This is a genomic window from Phocoenobacter atlanticus subsp. cyclopteri (assembly GCF_018343795.1).
Taxonomy (GTDB): Bacteria; Pseudomonadota; Gammaproteobacteria; order Enterobacterales; family Pasteurellaceae; genus Phocoenobacter; species Phocoenobacter atlanticus.
Map to the genome: position 1 here is coordinate 1,371,247 of NZ_CP074346.1, position 17,230 is coordinate 1,388,476.

Genomic DNA, 17,230 nt, shown 5'->3' on the forward strand with positions numbered 1-17,230 from the left:
CTTTTAAAGATCGGATCGTATGATACACGAATTTTTAAATTTGTACATAGTGTTTCAAAAAAAATTTAAAAAAACCTGCTCTAGTACCTGGCTTGATTCTTTATAAGACATTAATTCTATCTCGGATCATCTCTACATCATATTCAATATAACTTAATGTTACTTTGATATCCTTATGACCCAATAATTCTTTGACAACATATAAATTATCGGGGTCTTTCATTAAATTTGTTGCAGCAGTATGTCGAAAACGGTGCGGAGATACTAAAAAACCGAGTTCTTTTGAAAGTACTTTAAAAAGATGATCTAGCTGATTTTTTGTCATCAACTTACCCTTGTTTCTTACAGCATTACAAAAAAGATTTAAATTAAATAACTGCATAGTATTTGGTTGCTTCATACGTTTCAATTCACTAAGCAACAACTCTAAATGTGGATACAACTTTTGAGAAATAGGAATTTCGTGATATTCGTGATTTTTATTAATATGTGGAGCAATTCGTATGATTCGGTTATCTAAATCTATATATCTAATCTGTAGTTTAATTAGCTGACCTCTTCGTATAGCAGAATATCTGAGTGTAGCAATTAGTACAATGATAAACCAAGATGGTTGTAAAATTTGAGGAGTATTTTCTTGCTGAAGATATTTTTAAATTAATGTTAAGCTATTTACTGAAATTGTTTTTCTTTTTCCTTTCCCTGTTTTAATTGATTTATCATCAAATGGATTTTTTTCTTGAGTGAGTAAATTATTCTCAATGCCGAATTTAAACACTGCTCGTAAATGTCTAATATAACTGTTCCAAGTTACAGGCTTAATTGTTATATCAACAACGTTTCTTCTCCAATATATAATGTCATTATCAGTTACATCATTGGGATACTGAATATCACATTGTTTTCTTAATTGTCTGATTGCTTTTTCATAACTCTCTATTGTTTCATCTCTCAAATAGCGATAGAAAAAAATTTGTTTAAAAGTTCTTCAAATGATATGTTATTCATTTTATTATTCCTCGTTTAATGTTAAAAAATGATTATTTAACACTACTTTGTTATCAAAGAAAAGATTTTTATCAGGAATAAGAAAACCTGTCATTTTAGATGTTCGTTTACGCCCCTTAACAATGCATGTCCAAAAGTTTGAACTATCATTTTTTGTAAATCTCTTTTTATTTATCCCAAGACTTTGAAAAGCATATTGTATTTTATTTAAGTTTTCTTCATCAGTCTGTATACCTTTTAACACTAAAAATTCTTTAAAAATATTCGGTGTAACAAGAAATACAGAGTCATTAACAATATGTACTTTTGCACCTGCGTGATTATATGTGATTTTCTTGCTCTTTAATCCTGAGTATACCCAATTAAAAAATTCAATACCTAATGGATCAGCATTTGGAAATTGTGTATTTTGGAAATCGCTTATTTCTACTTTTTTCAGCTCTTCAGCAGACGATTTATCTTTTTGTATTGTTGTTGGCTCAGTGACTTTTTCTGAATGTTTGGTTATATTTTCAAATTCAGGAATAATTTCGCTTTCTTGCATATCATTTTCTGTCGTACTATCACTTGTATTAAACATATTTAGTACAAAATTCATTGCATTATTATCAGGTTCTTGTATCGATACCTCCTCTGTTGTTAAAGCTATTTCAGGTTCTGCTATTTTGCGATTCTCTGTTATTGTTTCAGTTATTTTAGCTTCTTGTAAAACTGCTTCAGGTTTATCATCTTCAGTGCTTTCATTTGAAATAACGTTAGTTTCACTATCATCTTTTGTTGTAGTCTCTTCAACAATAATGTTGCCAGCAAAAAAAGCTGGTCGGTCATCAATATTTTCCCAGGCTATTTCAGGTTTTAATTTTAGTAAACTAAAGCTATTTTTCGGTTTCCAGCCACTTTCTGCTGTAATTTTACAGTGCCAAATAGCGGTATCATCAGGTGTGCTTTCTACAATATTATGTGATTGCATCTCATCAAATAAGCGACGATTGTCGCTTGGTACTGAAATCCCCTGCTCCATTAAATATGCTCTAACTGAATCAGCCGTTGTTTTACTCATAATCCATAGACCATCTTCAGTAAACCAGCCATCAGAAGGACCTTTGGGATTATTAAATTTCCATTTCTCAGCTACTAAATAACGTATTGCTGTAACAACTTGTTTAGCAAAAGATACAACAGGTTTTTGAACCAGTTTAGTTATATCACCTCCTAAGGCAATTGCTACACTGTTTTGATCTGCTTTTTGGATAATCTCACTTAATACACCAGCTTTATCATAATGCCCTGCCATTGCATACATTAATGATGAAAATGCTTCAGGGTATTGAGCCAACCAATTAAATGTTTTTTTAGGTATTAAGTGGTTAGCAAGAAAACCACCTAAGACAGGATGTAATTCATAATCTCTATTTTTAATATATTTAAATTTATAAGGCTCATTAGGAATGCCATTATAAGCCAACCACTTTGCACCACTTTTAAGCTGGATTTCAATATCTACAACAACTTTTCCAATATCGTGAACCAGAGCAAGGTAAATAACACAGTCCGTCCAAGCATCTTGTTGTTTTGCTTGCTCTTCTGAACCTGCATTAGGGGGTAAAATATAGCTTTGTCGCAATTTAATCGCGAATGAAATAACCTCTAAGCAGTGATCAATCATCCCCCCCAAGTGTGCGTGGTGGTGCGATTCTGATGCTGGTAACAACTGTACCATTTCAGCGTAACGCTCAATTGGAGATTGATATAATGTATCAAACATTTCTCTCGTCATTGAGACTTGTTGCCATATCATTGCTAGGTATTTTCTTCTTAAATCTGTATCAAGTAATATTTCTGCATTGTAAGGAGTTATCCAACCGTCTAAATCTTTTATTGGCTGTATTGTCTTAGTTTGCTCAGTATTTTGAGGCTTTTTAATAATCTGTCTCAGTTTTTTAAACATATTTGAATTAAATTTCCTAACTTTATCAGTGTTGGGATAAAAGGCCTTTGGGCCTTTTGGGTAAGACCTTTCCCCTTAGGAAAGGTACCCTTAAAAACATTACCCTTACCACCGCAGGTGGTTCCCTTAGCCTTTTAGCCTTTTAGCCTTTAGCGATTAATTGATTTTAAAATAGGTAAAATTAAGAGATATGGAAAATTAAATATTATTTGTAGATAAATGTTGATTTCTATTTTTGCAATATTAATTAAATGATTAAGGATTTTAAATATTAAACGCAAATTTCATCACCTCTAACAATATCAGAAGATAATATTCCAACAAGTTCAGGTTCTGAAAATATTTCCCAATCTGCAAATACATAAATTTGTTTACTCATCATTATTTCCTTAATAATTCAATATCTTGTAATTTACGCCCTAATTCATCATCTAACCCTACATTTCTAATATCTTGTTCTAAACCTAATACACCAAGCACCATTATGTAGTATCCTATTGCTACAGTGGGATCACCATTTACTATTTTTCTAATAGTCATTCTGCTGAGCCCTGTTCTTTCTGATAGCATAAGCTGAGTAAATTTACGCCTTTTTGATGCAAGCTTAATATTTTCACCAAGTTGGAGTAATGGCTCTTTATATTTAGGAAATAAAATTGGAGACTTTTTTTTATTGAACATTACAATTACCATTATTTTTGTTTTTGGCAATTATAATGTTCATTTTTAATATAATCAATAAACAATTTTCACTTTTCTATCATATTTATAAATAACTGCTCCAACTCTTCATCACTATATTCACTCTTTTTAGATTCTTTTGTTGTATATTGTTTTTTTCTTCAGTTACTATGGATGTACAAGTAAATATTATTAATACAATTAAATGTCTTATCCTATTTTCCATTTTTATTTCACAATTACACAAGTTAAGTGTCATTAAAAATATTAATTTATAAACAATAAAAATCCCCTGTATTTATATCAATACAGGGGATTCTTTATTAGTAAAAAATAACATCATTTTCCCAGTCTATCTGTTCCAAGAAACTGTCATTTTTCGGGTTATCCATATTATTATCTGCTTCAGAAATTAAACTGCTTTCTGAAACTGTTGTATAAACTGTTTCTCATAATCATTGTTTTTCATTGATTGCTCCTAAAAATTCAAGGAGCAATCCCCTAGGGAATTACTCCTAGGGTTGAATTAAACAACTAGTAGATATTCTTCTAGTTGTTTACAGTTAAATATAATTAAGGTTTAAAATAGCTATATACTGTTAATGCAACAGGTATCGCTGCCATTAAAGCCATAATTAGCCAACGAAGACTTTCAAACTTAGCATCAAATTTAGCTTCCATAGCATCTAATCTCGCCAATACTTGCTTCATATCATTCTCCGTTTTTATGTTAATAAGAGTTGCTATTGCCCCTCTCTGATCATTAGGTAATTTTTCCAGTTGATTGTTAATTTGAGTTAAATTTACCATATTTTACTCCTAGATAAAATTAAAAAAATCACTAGGGGTAATCCCCTAGGGAATTACCCCTAGGGTTAAGTCAAACCACTAGAAGAATATCTCCTAGTAGTTTAAAGTTAAATATATTTAATGTTTAAAATAGCTATATACTGTTAATGCAACAGGTATCGCTGCCATTAAAGCCATAATTAGCCAACGAAGACTTTCAAACTTAGCATCAAATTTTGTTTCCAAAGCATCAAATTTGGACTCAAATTTAGCCTCAATGGTATCAAGTCTATTTAAAACTTTTTCCATATCATCCTCCGTCTTTATGTTAATAAGAGTCACTATTGCTCCTCTCTGATCATTAGGTATTTTTTCAAATTGATCATTGATTTGAGTTAAATTTACCATATTTTACTCCTAGATAAAATTAAAAAAATCACTAGGAGTAATTTCACTAGGAAGGTTATCCCTAGTGGGTTTAAAATAATATCCAACCATCTTTTTGATTGAAAATCAAAATAGTTAATAAAGAAAGCGACTTTTAGTAAAGTTTTTCATGAGTTTCTCCTAAAAATTAAATAGATAGATAGATAGATAGATAGATAGATAGATAGATAGGAGATTTCCTTGTGGGATAATCTCCCACAGGGTGGTTAGGTGTTAAATGACTATAAAAATAATTTAGCGATTGCAACGACAACCAAAGTAACTGCAACAATAATACTTACTTCGTACCATTTTAACTCTTTATTGAGTTTGGCACTTTCATTTTGAAGTTTCATCGTTTCAGCTTGTAATTTGATAGTCGTTGCTCTCATTTGCTCAATTTCAGCTTCAAATTTTTTATTGTCTATCATAGTTTGATTACTCACTTTATAGTGAATGTGAGCTGAGATAAGTTGCTATCAAAGTTGATAAAATACCAACAATTGTAATTGTTGCCATTATGTACCATTTTTGAGCAGAGATTGCCTTATCGACAGCATCAAACTTAGCATCAATTGCATCAAACTTAGCATCAATTGCATCAAACTTAGCATCGAATTTAGTTTCAATAGCATCGAATTTGGACTCAAATTTAGCCTCAATGGTATCAAGTCTATTTAAAACTTTGTCCATATCATCCTCCGTCTTTATGTTAATAAGAGTCACTATTGCTCCTCTCTGATCATTAGGTATTTTTTCCAATTGATCATTAATTTGAGTTAAATTTACCATATTTTACTCCTAATTTAAAATAAAAAAATCACTAGGAGCAACCTCACCAGGAAGTTATCCCTAGTGGGTTTAAAATAATATCCAACCAATTACCTAAGTAACTGGTTGGATTGAGTATTAAGACTCCTCATTACTACTCTCTTTTTCATCTTCGTATTTTAATTCTCCATCAACTTTTATCATTCTGATATTAATTAATCGAGATTTAAGTGATACACCGACATCACCTTTTTTATGAAAATCAGAATCTTTTGAGTAAACAAAAGTATCTGTCCATAAATCACCAAGAGTAAAAGAGATAAGTACTTTTTTATTATCTTGAACCGCATTTTGACAACGCTTTATTAGTTTTTCAGCTTTTTCACCTTTCACGTTACAATCGAAGTAACGGTATTCATTGTTATTGCTGTCTCCAACAAGTGCTGCGATACGACAAGCTAAAAAAGGATTTCCTTTTTTAGGTGCTACTTCTCGAATATCATTAAGATAACCGATACCAGTAACGTGTAAATTAAAAAAGTTTTTTTGAGTTTCTGTTTGTTGAGTGTTCATAATATGTTTCTCCAAAATAAATATAAAAAAAGTGGAGAAACATCTTTACCCAACATGGGAAAAATGATTCCCCACAGGGTAAATGATTACGAGATTCCTACTTTAAAATTAAAGTTAATAGCTTAAGGAACTGCTATTACTAAAGGCCTACTGTAAAAACAGTAATGAACGCATCTACTACATCGAGCTAGACCGCAACATTTTCATTCGTTCCTGTTGCTTTTAAAGGACTGCAAAAAAAGCAGCATCTTTATGATGATAAGTAAAATATAAAAACAACAAAAATGATAGAGAAAATTAAAAATGAAATAGAAATAAAAAAGACTCAAGCAATTAATGACAATTACTTGAGTCTTTTAATAAAAAGCTAGATGAAAGTATGATAAAAAATCGAGACATAAAACATCTATAAAAATAATGTGACCAACATAATCTTACTTCTGTAAAAGTGGATTAGTCTTCGTTACAACTGTTCCATATTATTACAATTTCAGTTTACTCAACTACAATGTGGTCGTTAGCTGATATAAAAAAGCATTCTTACTGAATACAAACGCCACTCGTTTTTTCACCAGCGAGTCCTGGTTAAGATAAAACTTATTTTAAGTGAGTTCAAACTACAAATCTAAACTCATAAAAATTGTATCACAAAGTATAATAAAAGAAAAAATAATTACTGGTTTCACGGATAAGCTGATGTAAACCATACATCAATAACTGTAAGAAAAAGTATGAGCTTCTACTTCATTAGTGATTATAACGTTCATAGTTCTATAAAATAACATTTATCTACCTCTCAATTGATTTTGCCATTCTATGATTAAATCATCTAAAGGAAAACTAGGAGTACATTTTTCTTTTAATTTTTGCTTATCTGTAGTTTGCTGAGAAGGAGAAAGTTTACAATTGAACTTTCTCTCTATCGACGTGTAGTTTCTTTTATGCATTAATAATTTAGCCATATTTCTTTCCTTGTTTATAAGTTAATATTATTATTCTCTAAACGACTGATGTTTATGTAAAAATATACATATTCTGCATAAGAAATTTTCCCATCTTTCATTGCCTTTCTTTTATCGATACTTAGAGAGCTACTAGGATATTTTTTAATAGCATTATCAATTTTCTCATATTGATTATTATTAATTTCTATAATAAGCATTAAATAAACCACTATAGATAGAAATGAAAACAATCTAATAAAGGGTACTGTAAAACCATTAATCATAAATGACATAATAAACATAAAAGTTGCAATCCCAAGCATAATATAGCTATCCATTTAATATTTCCTCCCTAAAATAAATTACTGTATAAAAGCAGTAGTTAAAAAAATACACTATGAACTCTATAAATGATTATAAAAGTTAAGAATAAAACAAACCCTACAAAAACAACTACAGGACGTTGTATGATACAATCTTTGACATTTAATAATGTTATTTTCTGATATGTTATCATCGTACAACAAATAGTCTATGAGTTAAATCGTATATTAGATTTATCCCCTGTCTTTCTGCATATTCAGGAATATGCACATAGCACGATTTAGATATCATTAACTGAAGAAATCTCTTCAGAGCATTCATCTAATGATTTTGTTCTGTTGTTGTTCACTCTGTAAATGAAGATTGCTACAGTGATAATTAAAAAATAAATGCCAATAAGTTTATATTGTTTCACTCTTTTAATCATACAAACTATTGTAATAATTAATAAAAATTATTTTGTATATTGCATACACAACAGTCATCAAAAATGCTATTTTAATAAATTCAACTATCATTATTGTTCCTTGCATTACATCCCTCATTTACACATTAAATATAGATTCTAAGTTAAATTAAAAAAATACACTTACACTATGAATTTTATAAAGAATTACAGAAGTTAAACTTTTTTATTAATTGCTTTTAAATACTGAGCAATCAATTCAGCAGTTTCTGCATTACGCTTCTCTAGTTTTTCAAAACGTTTATATAAACATATAAATAAAACTAAAAGACATGCCATACTTATCATTATCAGAGTAATTACTTCATACATAAATTTCTATTCTCCATTAATTTTTGATTTTAAATTCTTAATTTGATCTGTAACACTAAGAGAACTACGACTACGTTTATTTGTAGATGCCCCATTTTTTCTTTTTGATATTTCAACTAACTCGGTATGCTTACAATTTGGATAACCAGTACATCCCCAAAATACACCTTTTTCACCTTTAATTTTTCGCATTGGTTTTCCACATTCTGAACATTTTCTTAATTCAACACTCCCTAAATTAACTCCGTTACTCATACATTGCTTCATCATAAAATTGATAAAGGCTTCTTGTTTTTGCATAAATGATTCAAGAGATAATTTACCTTCAGCTATTTGATTTAAAGCCTGCTCCCATAAAGCAGTCATACCAGGATCTTTTAAAACCTGTGGCAAACTATCAATTAACGCTACACCTTCAGCGGTTGCAATAATAGATTTTGATTTTCCTTTCTTTTGAATAAATTTCTTATCAAATAAATTTTGAATAAGAGCCGCACGAGTTGCTTCAGTTCCAAGTCCTTCAGTTTCCCTCAATTTCGCTTTAAGTCTCTCATCACTTACAAATCTAGCTGCGTTTACCATTGCTGATAATAATGTTCCCTCAGTAAAGTGAGGCGGCGGCGTTGTTTTTAACGACTTAATTTCTGTTTGAGTAATAGTATATCGTTCTCCTTGAATAAGTTTGGGTAATCCTTGCTCTTCCTCATCATCAACAGTCTTACCAAACAAGGCCTTCCAACCAGCAATAATAGTTACATTACCTTTTGCTATAAATTGATGCCCTGCACTCTCAAAAATAGCCTCTGTTTTATCAATCTCACAAAATGGTAAAAACTGAGCCAAATAATGACGACGAATCAAATCATAAACTTTAAATTCATCTTCACTCATTTTTGCTATATCAATAGTTTTAGTCGTTGGAATAATACCGTGGTGAGCTGTAATTTTTTTATCATTCCATACTCGAGATTTTTGAGATAAATTCAATTTAGGTTTAAGCGGTTGTAATTTAGGATCACTTTGCAAAACTGCATTGATAACTTTTGGAACTTCAGCTAATTGTTCTTCAGGTAAATATCCACAATCAGAACGTGGATACGTAGTAGCTTTATGAGTTTCGTAAAGTGATTGAGCAATATCTAAGACTTCTTTTGCTCCTAGTCCAAACATTCTATTACAGTCTGTTTGAAGCGTACTTAAATTAAAAACTAATGGTGGGCTTTCTTTCTTACGTTTTGTTTCAACACTGATCGCTTTTGCTTTTTTAATTTGTAAAATAGCTTGTTCAACTTGTTTTAAAATAGCGGGATTTAAGCATAGTCCATTTTCATCAATATATTCTTCAGGAATGATATAAGTGGCACTAAATGGTTCCCCCATTTGATCATGTAATTGAGCCAATAGCATATAATGGGATTTTGGAGAAAAATTAGCAATTTCACGGTCACGATTGACAACAAGTGCAAGCGTAGGACTTTGTACTCGCCCTACACTCATTACACCTTGATAACCTTTTTGTTGAGCGAGCAAAGTAAATAAACGGGAGAAATTCATTCCCACTAACCAATCGGCAAGACTTCGAGCAAGCCCTGCATAATAAAGCGGCAAAGTTTCTTGATTTGGTTTTAATTGTCCTAATGCTTTACGAATACTCACATCATCAAGAGCAGATAACCATAAACGTTGAATTGGACCCTTGTAGTTTGCTAATTCTAGTAATTCTCTCGCGATGGTTTCTCCCTCTCTGTCGATATCAGTAGCAATTATAACGTGCTTAGCTTTTTTGATTAGACGAATAACCACATTATATTGTTTCTTAGTGGATTTTTTTGGTTCTACTTGCCACTTTGAAGGAATGATCGGCAAGGTTTCTAATTGCCATTTTTTAAATGCAGGGTTGTACTTTTCAGGGCTAAATTGCTCCACAAGATGTCCAACTCCCCAGGTTACACAAATTGAGCCATCTGCTGAAGACAAATAACCATCAGCTCGTTTTGTTGCCCCAAGCACTTTGGCAATATCTCTTCCCTGGGACGGCTTCTCGCATAAAAAGAGTTTCATTCTTTACTTCTCCGTTTGACCATTTTTTGGGAAAGGGTAAGGATCTCTTCATCAGAAACAACTTCTAGCCCTTTTCTAATGATAAGCTGTAATAAATCAGTATCTTTTATTAACAACTTATTTTTAATAATTGAATCTAAGGTTTTCTTCTCAATAGCTAACCATAATGATTTTTCAATATTTTTTGTAGGCATTATCATTCCCTTATATTTCGTTTTGACAAAAAATATAATTTAGATTATAAGGACTAGAATAAACCGACAATGGAAAATTGTTTTCTTATTTTAAATAATTTTAAGAGGTGTATTATGTGCGAAAGATTTAATTTGACTGGTTTATCAGCTATCTATAACGAAGCAATTCAAAGAGGCGATTTTACTTTGGCATTTGAATTAAGAAATGGAAGAGGGCGGTTTATTTTCTTTATGTTTTTTGATGAAAATGATAAAGATTCCAAAGATTACTTATATTTATACTTACAAAACACTAATCAGATACACAACTTAAAATTATATGGTAGTCATCGAAATGGAGATTTTTTTATTTACTTTAATGAAAAACTTCAACGTGTAATAAGAGATGAATTACAACTAAATGGAAATGGGGTTAATCCATTTAATTTAGAACATTTTTTTCAAGAAATTAATGCAGCAATCCCACAAAGACTGGAACGTAATCAAAATGTAACAATATTGAGACGACATTATAATAATATACAGAATAGGATACCAACTGAAATTATTGATGAAGCAGATAAAATATACTGGCTGGGATTTATGAGAACGCACGGAACCCCTCGCCCACAAACATTAAGAAAATTGTATTTATATACTGACTCTACTCCTGAAGAAATTGATAGAATTTTAACAGCAATAGAGCCATATAATATTACATTACGATGGACCAATGATCCTGATAAAGCTAAAAATACTGATTTTGTTACAATGATGAATAATCTTAATCAATATATAAATTAAGTATTAAAATAGAGGTTGATAGAAATTAAATCAACCTCTTTGTTTTTCCAATCTTTTGTTTTTTCAAAGAGAGTGTGTAGAAGTAATTGCGTTTCTTCATTACTACAATCTATCCCCCACTGACAAAATTCAAATCTAAAAACGACAAGAGGCATAATAATACAAAAAGGTGATTTTTTTGTTTCTGAATCAATATAAGTACATTGCATATCTTCTAGATATTGCTTCCAATAATTTTTAGTCTTACCGTTTAATAACCAATCCATAAATACACTTATAGAATGACCTGAGATAAAAATTGGCTCAATATTATTTAACCGTTCTTGCATTGTAGGACAGCTCTCTGAATATTGAAAAGCTACTACTTCAATAGGTAATTTAAAATCAATATTTTTAATATTTAACTCTTTCATATTTTATACCCTATAATAAAATGGCTATTGCATTTTTCAACATTTTTTCATCACACTAATATATAGATTTAGCAACCCTTAATGCTCTTTCATCATCAACAAACTGCAACCAATTATCAATAGTTAGAGGTTGTTTTATTCTTTTCTCAACAGATTTCATTGCAAACACACCTAAACGATTATAAAAATTTAATACTATTGGATCTTCTTCATTATATCTAAACGATGCTTCGATTGATTGAGTCTTTCGCCCTTTTTTTATCTTATTTATCGCTTTTTCTTCACCATAAATTAGCATTGAGAAAGGAACATATCCTAATGGCTCTCTCTCATATAGCTTTATATCTTTATAAGCAAAATAACCAATTTCAATTTCTTTCTTATCCAGGCGGCTATCATCAACAATACAAAACAAACCTTTATTTTTATTTCTTAAAATATCTTCAAGAATTAAATTATTTTCTTTATGTTCAGGCTGGCATAAGAATTTACCATATACGATTGTTAATTCACAATCATCAGAGAAATCTAAACTATTTAAATCATTACATATTAGTTTTTCATCTACACCTAAATGGTACTCAATTTGAAATTCGTATGCAGAAAAGATAAATTGTGAATCAAATGCTGGTTTTAGTGCAAATTGCATATTTATTCCTTTTTTAATCTAATAATTCATAGGGAAGCTAAAAATTACTGTATTACAGTAATTTTCTTTCCATTTATCGCAAAGTATGTGATTTTCAATCTTGTCAGCTAAAATCTTATTGTAGTGACTCAATGTTTTTAAGTAATGACAATGAAATAAGACAGTATGTGGTTCAGAAATAGTTAAAAATGGGTTACTATTTTTCTGCTCAGCCATATTTTTATAATCCTTGTTTACTTATTTAATGATTGGAAAAAGAGATCGTAAATCTCTTAATCCTGATTCTTGAGCAATTTGTACATTTATTAAAAAATCATTACATTTTTGATGAGGACAACCTTTTCTAAAAAATTGGCGATGATGACAAGTAACAATATGTAAAAATTTATCATCAATAAGATCGTCTTCAAACACAATGCCATTTGTATGAATAAATAAAAAATAAATTTTTAACTTCTCAACTGTTGCTGTAATGATAAAATCTAATAATTCGAAATCATCTTTAAAAATAAACTCATCTTTATTAATATTAACTAATTTCATTTATAACCCTTCAATAACTTTATTACACTCAAAAACTATTTTTTGTTGCTCATTTTTATTTCACTTATATTTCATATAAAACATAACCCCGTCCTGCTAATCGCCCTGTTTCAAAATCAATAATATCTTTGTATATACCTGTCTCAAATATAAACATTCTTTACTCCTTATGACTTATTCTATCTAATAAACGTTGAGGTTCCACATAACCATTAATCAATTCTCCTTTGTCCGTCACAATACTAGGCGTACCACTAATACCATATTGAATACCTAACTCATATTGTTTAACGATAAGATTAGGTTTTTTGAATTCTGTTGGTAATATCCCATTTTCGGCTTGTATTAGAGCTTGTTTTTTGTCTTTGGATTGCCAAATAGCCTCCATCTGAGCAGCTATTTGACTGTCTAAACCCGCTCGAGGAAATGCAAAATAACGGACAGTAATACCTAAATCATTATATTCTTGTGTTTGGGAAAAGAGTTTGTGGCAATAATGACAAGAAATATCCATAAATACAGTAATGACAAACTTTTCATTTTTAGCAGAAAAAACGATCATCTCATTTTCTAGAGTATTTAACTTATAAAGCAAAGGGGTATTAGTTATATCACTTACTGTACCATTTTTAAGTTTTAATACACGACCAGGGATTAAATATTGGCCATCATCACTTACTTGAATAACCCCTTGTTGAGTAATAATAGATTTAAAGCCTGATAATTCAGATTTTTGAATATCAATATCTGATATACCAATCCCAATCTGATTTAGGCTATTTTTAATAGGTTCATTTTCTGCAACAGTATAAAAAGGTAAAGCGACAAGTCCAAGAGCAAAAGTAAGATTAAGTTTATTCATTTTTGATACCTAAAAATAATGTTACCTAACTATACTGAAAAATGCTTTTTTATAGATAGTTAAAATTATTTTTCAAATAATATGAATAAAAAAATCCCAACTTTTTTAAGTTAGGATTTTTAGATGTAAGAGTAGTTATTTTTTGATGATAATAGCAACTCGGCGATTCGGTTTTAAACACTTTCTTTGAGAAGATATATTTTTAAATTTACAGTCTTTAACTGGTTTTGTTTCACCGTACCCTATTGCCGTAATATGAATACCAAGCCCATCTTTTAGGAGTTGAGATTTGATGGTATTAGCACGTTGTTGAGATAATTTCTTATTATAAGCAACAGAGCCTAAATAATCAGTATGACCTTGAACCTCAACTTCCTTTGCACCTAGATATTTTAATTTTTTGGCAAGTTTTTCAATATTCATTAACCCAATGTCTGATAATGTTGATTTATTAGAATCAAACAAGATATCTGTATTAATATCAAAATGTGTTGTGCTGTAAATGAGTTGAGGTTGAACTTGATTGAAAGAACAATCTCTTGGATACCACCATTCTTGACTTAAATTACTATTCTTATCAAATAAAACCTTATATTGACAGGTTTTTGAGTTGATATTAAAAACATAGTCAAACTCTCTAACATTATAAAGCCCTTCATTAAAATGTGGATGTCCAATGAGATAAATCACCTGCTCTTTACTCATCCCTTGCCTGATTTGTTTTAGATTATCAATATCAACATAAACTCCTTTATGTGAATCACTACTATTAAATGTCTCAGATGAAAGGCTTGGAAAAATCGGATTATTGGTTGTCCCATCATCATTAATTTTACTTAAATTACCACAACCAGTAATAGTTACAACTGACATTAAAGTCAATACATTGAATATTTTTGTTTTCATAAATAAATCCTTAATTATAGATAAAAAGTGAGTAAAGAATATCTTCACTCACTTCGTTTATTACCAGAAATAACCAACCCCAATAGTTCCACCCATTTCACTTTGAGTATTAGCATTAAGTGACATTTTCACGCCATATTTACCATTGTTTGAAATTTTTGAGTAACCTACAGCGATGGCAGTCTGACTTTGATATTGCCCCACTGCAGCGGTAACTCCAGATTGTCCTGCATGCATAGGTTGCATTAACCCTGCTGTTGCAAGAGCCGCTGCTGTTCCTGCTTTTCGTTTTTCATCTAATTTTTTAACACTTTTCTCAACATTAGTAATACGAGAATCAAATCGACGAACATCCGAAACATACCCATCTAATAATTTAATATTTTTTGCATTCTGTATAATTTGGCTTCTTAATTCTTCAGCCTGTTTACCATTAATTGCATCTCTAGCGTTTAATAATTCTGCTCTTAGAGAGTGTAATTGAGAACCATTAACTGCTTCTTTAGAATTTTGTGAGACATCACCGTCTTTCACATTAACAATTTTTCTTTCAGCACCTACGCGTCCGACAGAAACAGCTCCTGATACTGCAGTAGACTGATTACCTAAAATAACTGCATCTGAAGCATTACTTGCATTAATATTGCTACCCAAAATAAAAACATTATTTTTAGGTGAGTTTTGAGTCCCAACGCTATTATTTGAGCCGACTACATAATTATTTGTACCCACTAATGTATTAGCATTACCGAGTGTCGCTTGATTTTCAGAAGTTGTATTTGCAGATAAGAGATTATTGCCAACACCTATCGCTTGTGAATTTTTACTATCAACCAAGTTGGTTTGTCCAATTGCTGTCGCATTTTCTTTTGTTGATACGTTTGATTTTCCAAGTGCAATAGAGGCATTACCTGTTGCTAAGTTGTCAGTACCATACGCAATCGAATCGGCTCCGACATTAGTCAAATAGTTGAGAGTTAAATTATCTTTAAGATATTTTAATCTTTCACTTGCTGTTTTTAATAAATTACCTTTTTCAAGTAGGATTTTAGCAACTCTTTCATACTCTTTTGTTAACAGTAAATCTTTTTTTGATGGATTGATTCCTTCCCAATTATTTTTTATTTGCTCTGCATTAGCTAACATTTTTGCAATTTCAGCTTTTTTAGTAAAAATCGCATTTTTATTGATATCTAATGCTTGTTCAAGCTCGTGAGTTAAATGCTCAGTTGTTATTTTATTAGCTTCTTCTACTGCAATGACTTTTTCTTGTTTAAATTTCTCCCAATTTTTTCTCTTAATGTTCCTAAGTTATAAACCTCCCCTGTATCTTTTATTATTTTAGCTTCATCCATAGCTTTTTTCTTTTTATTTAACCAATTAATGTCTTTAGTTTTATTATACTCATTTTGATAATATCCAACTTCATATACTTTTTCTAAGTAATTTAATTTTGTATTAAATGTCTTTTCCATTTTTTCAAGAGTTACTTTATCTGTTGAAAAAATATCATTACTTGTTTTAAAATATTCTTGGATTAAAGCTTTGTATTTAGGAATATCTCTTTTAACTTGTTCATATCTTTCTTTAGATACAGTAATTGCATCTAATTCAAATACTTCTATATTTTCTTCAGGTTTAGGCAAATCTGAAGTAAAAGATTTGCGGTATTTTCCCTCTATAAAAGACCCTTGAGCAAATCCGCATTTAAAGCTGTCTGAATTTATAGTAAAATTTAGTCTCTTAAATGCTTTATTTTTATCTCTTAAAGTTAAAGAATTATAGTCAAAATGACCTAAAAAAAATTTTAAAACTCTATTTTTATTTTCAGTTAATGTCCCTAAAGCTGTATAATATGATTTGATATACTTTTTATAGAAATCCTGTGTCAGGTTTAAAGTTGTTCCACTTTCGACTTGTTGTTTAAATTTAGTTGCCATTTGATTCAGGCTCGCATCATTATGAATATCATAACCCGTTAATCTTGATATTCCGTCTAATCTTGAGTTTAAATCATCAATTTTTGCTTGAGCATCAGCAAAAAACTGAGCAGAATTCGAGACTTCATCATCGTATATTTTTTGTAATCGTTGATATTCAAGTTTCGCTTTTTCTTTTGCTTTTCTGATTTCTTGAACTCGAATACCCGCTTCGATTGTTTCGTGCTCTCTGATTTTTAATGTTTTAATTTCATCAGAGAGACGAACAATTGTATTTTCTTGTGATGTAATTTCGTCTAGCTTTGCTTTATTTTCAGCAAGCTTTCTTAAAATAGTTTCTCGTGTTTCATTACCTCCTGTTGCTACTGCATTTTTACCAATTGCAATAGAGTTTCTTCCAGTCGCAATACTCCCAGTACCTCTTGCTCTTGAGTTTTCTCCTAGCTCAAGACCTGTTTTATCCATATTATTATGAATAGTAATATTGGTGTCTCCAGTAGCTAATACTGAAGTTGAATAACTTAACAATGGAACAAACGCTAAAAATAGAATAGATTTTTTCATAATACATCCTTTTTTTTTTTTGTACTGTTAATTAAATAAATGAAGAAACAATCTTCTCGGGAAAGATGTATCG

General features: G+C 30.3%; 20 protein-coding genes and 1 pseudogene. 1 reads left to right on the plus strand and 20 read right to left on the minus strand.

Annotated elements, in window-relative coordinates; translation table 11 throughout:
• Nucleotides 1–100 precede the first annotated feature (100 nt).
• From KGI96_RS06455 to KGI96_RS06510, 13 genes and pseudogenes are all read right to left on the minus strand, one after another.
• Nucleotides 101–919: pseudogene (locus KGI96_RS06455) on the minus strand (tyrosine-type recombinase/integrase).
• Between the two features lie 93 nt (nt 920–1,012).
• The gene (gene mobH / locus KGI96_RS06460) at nt 1,013–2,956 is read right to left on the minus strand and encodes a MobH family relaxase (RefSeq protein WP_211599250.1); all 1,944 of its coding nucleotides are present in this window, start codon (nt 2,954–2,956) and stop codon (nt 1,013–1,015) included.
• A gap of 381 nt (nt 2,957–3,337) precedes the next feature.
• Nucleotides 3,338–3,637: a helix-turn-helix domain-containing protein gene (locus KGI96_RS06465; RefSeq protein ID WP_229577136.1), complete on the minus strand. Its 300-nt coding sequence runs from the start codon at nt 3,635–3,637 to the stop codon at nt 3,338–3,340.
• A gap of 573 nt (nt 3,638–4,210) precedes the next feature.
• Complete coding sequence (locus KGI96_RS06470; protein WP_211599251.1) at nt 4,211–4,447, minus strand: hypothetical protein; 237 nt, start codon at nt 4,445–4,447, stop codon at nt 4,211–4,213.
• A gap of 117 nt (nt 4,448–4,564) precedes the next feature.
• The gene (locus KGI96_RS06475; RefSeq protein ID WP_211599252.1) at nt 4,565–4,834 is read right to left on the minus strand and encodes a hypothetical protein; all 270 of its coding nucleotides are present in this window, start codon (nt 4,832–4,834) and stop codon (nt 4,565–4,567) included.
• 260 nt (nt 4,835–5,094) lie between these two features.
• Nucleotides 5,095–5,283, minus strand: a complete 189-nt coding sequence (locus tag KGI96_RS06480; protein WP_211599253.1) for a hypothetical protein — start codon at nt 5,281–5,283, stop codon at nt 5,095–5,097.
• Nucleotides 5,284–5,299: 16 nt separating this feature from the next.
• Nucleotides 5,300–5,644 (minus strand): hypothetical protein, encoded by a 345-nt coding sequence (locus KGI96_RS06485; protein ID WP_211599254.1) that lies wholly within the window; start codon nt 5,642–5,644, stop codon nt 5,300–5,302.
• Nucleotides 5,645–5,761: 117 nt separating this feature from the next.
• On the minus strand, nt 5,762–6,196 hold the full coding sequence (locus tag KGI96_RS06490) for an STY4534 family ICE replication protein (RefSeq protein ID WP_213156398.1): 435 nt from the start codon (nt 6,194–6,196) through the stop codon (nt 5,762–5,764).
• Nucleotides 6,197–6,981: 785 nt separating this feature from the next.
• Complete coding sequence (locus tag KGI96_RS06495; RefSeq protein WP_211599256.1) at nt 6,982–7,158, minus strand: hypothetical protein; 177 nt, start codon at nt 7,156–7,158, stop codon at nt 6,982–6,984.
• 14 nt (nt 7,159–7,172) lie between these two features.
• Nucleotides 7,173–7,478: a hypothetical protein gene (locus KGI96_RS06500; RefSeq protein ID WP_211599257.1), complete on the minus strand. Its 306-nt coding sequence runs from the start codon at nt 7,476–7,478 to the stop codon at nt 7,173–7,175.
• Between the two features lie 608 nt (nt 7,479–8,086).
• On the minus strand, nt 8,087–8,209 hold the full coding sequence (locus KGI96_RS11205; RefSeq protein ID WP_267873260.1) for a hypothetical protein: 123 nt from the start codon (nt 8,207–8,209) through the stop codon (nt 8,087–8,089).
• 39 nt (nt 8,210–8,248) lie between these two features.
• A complete protein-coding gene (locus KGI96_RS06505) occupies nt 8,249–10,303 on the minus strand; it encodes a DNA topoisomerase III (protein ID WP_211599258.1) in 2,055 nt (684 codons plus the stop codon).
• On the minus strand, nt 10,300–10,497 hold the full coding sequence (locus tag KGI96_RS06510; RefSeq protein ID WP_211599259.1) for a hypothetical protein: 198 nt from the start codon (nt 10,495–10,497) through the stop codon (nt 10,300–10,302). Before KGI96_RS06510 ends, KGI96_RS06505 begins: the two co-directional genes overlap by 4 nt.
• A 132-nt stretch (nt 10,498–10,629) precedes the next feature.
• Here KGI96_RS06510 and KGI96_RS06515 point away from each other — a divergent pair, with 132 nt between their 5' ends.
• Nucleotides 10,630–11,280: a DUF6037 family protein gene (locus tag KGI96_RS06515; protein WP_211599271.1), complete on the plus strand. Its 651-nt coding sequence runs from the start codon at nt 10,630–10,632 to the stop codon at nt 11,278–11,280.
• On the opposite strand, the gene KGI96_RS06520 is transcribed toward KGI96_RS06515, so the two are convergent.
• From KGI96_RS06520 to KGI96_RS06550, 7 genes are all read right to left on the minus strand, one after another.
• Complete coding sequence (locus KGI96_RS06520; RefSeq protein ID WP_211599260.1) at nt 11,277–11,693, minus strand: hypothetical protein; 417 nt, start codon at nt 11,691–11,693, stop codon at nt 11,277–11,279. The two genes, KGI96_RS06515 and KGI96_RS06520, sit on opposite strands and share 4 nt — an antisense overlap.
• A 55-nt stretch (nt 11,694–11,748) precedes the next feature.
• The gene (locus KGI96_RS06525) at nt 11,749–12,342 is read right to left on the minus strand and encodes a hypothetical protein (protein WP_211599261.1); all 594 of its coding nucleotides are present in this window, start codon (nt 12,340–12,342) and stop codon (nt 11,749–11,751) included.
• Nucleotides 12,343–12,579: 237 nt separating this feature from the next.
• Nucleotides 12,580–12,885 carry a hypothetical protein gene (locus KGI96_RS06530; protein ID WP_211599262.1) on the minus strand — a complete coding sequence of 102 codons (306 nt, stop codon included), beginning with the start codon at nt 12,883–12,885 and terminating at the stop codon, nt 12,580–12,582.
• A 160-nt stretch (nt 12,886–13,045) separates the two neighbouring features.
• Nucleotides 13,046–13,747, minus strand: a complete 702-nt coding sequence (dsbC, locus tag KGI96_RS06535) for a bifunctional protein-disulfide isomerase/oxidoreductase DsbC (protein WP_211599263.1) — start codon at nt 13,745–13,747, stop codon at nt 13,046–13,048.
• A gap of 135 nt (nt 13,748–13,882) precedes the next feature.
• Complete coding sequence (locus KGI96_RS06540; RefSeq protein ID WP_211599264.1) at nt 13,883–14,653, minus strand: OmpA family protein; 771 nt, start codon at nt 14,651–14,653, stop codon at nt 13,883–13,885.
• Between the two features lie 60 nt (nt 14,654–14,713).
• Nucleotides 14,714–15,799 carry a YadA-like family protein gene (locus KGI96_RS11210; RefSeq protein WP_211599265.1) on the minus strand — a complete coding sequence of 362 codons (1,086 nt, stop codon included), beginning with the start codon at nt 15,797–15,799 and terminating at the stop codon, nt 14,714–14,716.
• Between the two features lie 104 nt (nt 15,800–15,903).
• Nucleotides 15,904–17,157, minus strand: a complete 1,254-nt coding sequence (locus KGI96_RS06550; protein WP_211599266.1) for a hypothetical protein — start codon at nt 17,155–17,157, stop codon at nt 15,904–15,906.
• Nucleotides 17,158–17,230 lie beyond the last annotated feature (73 nt).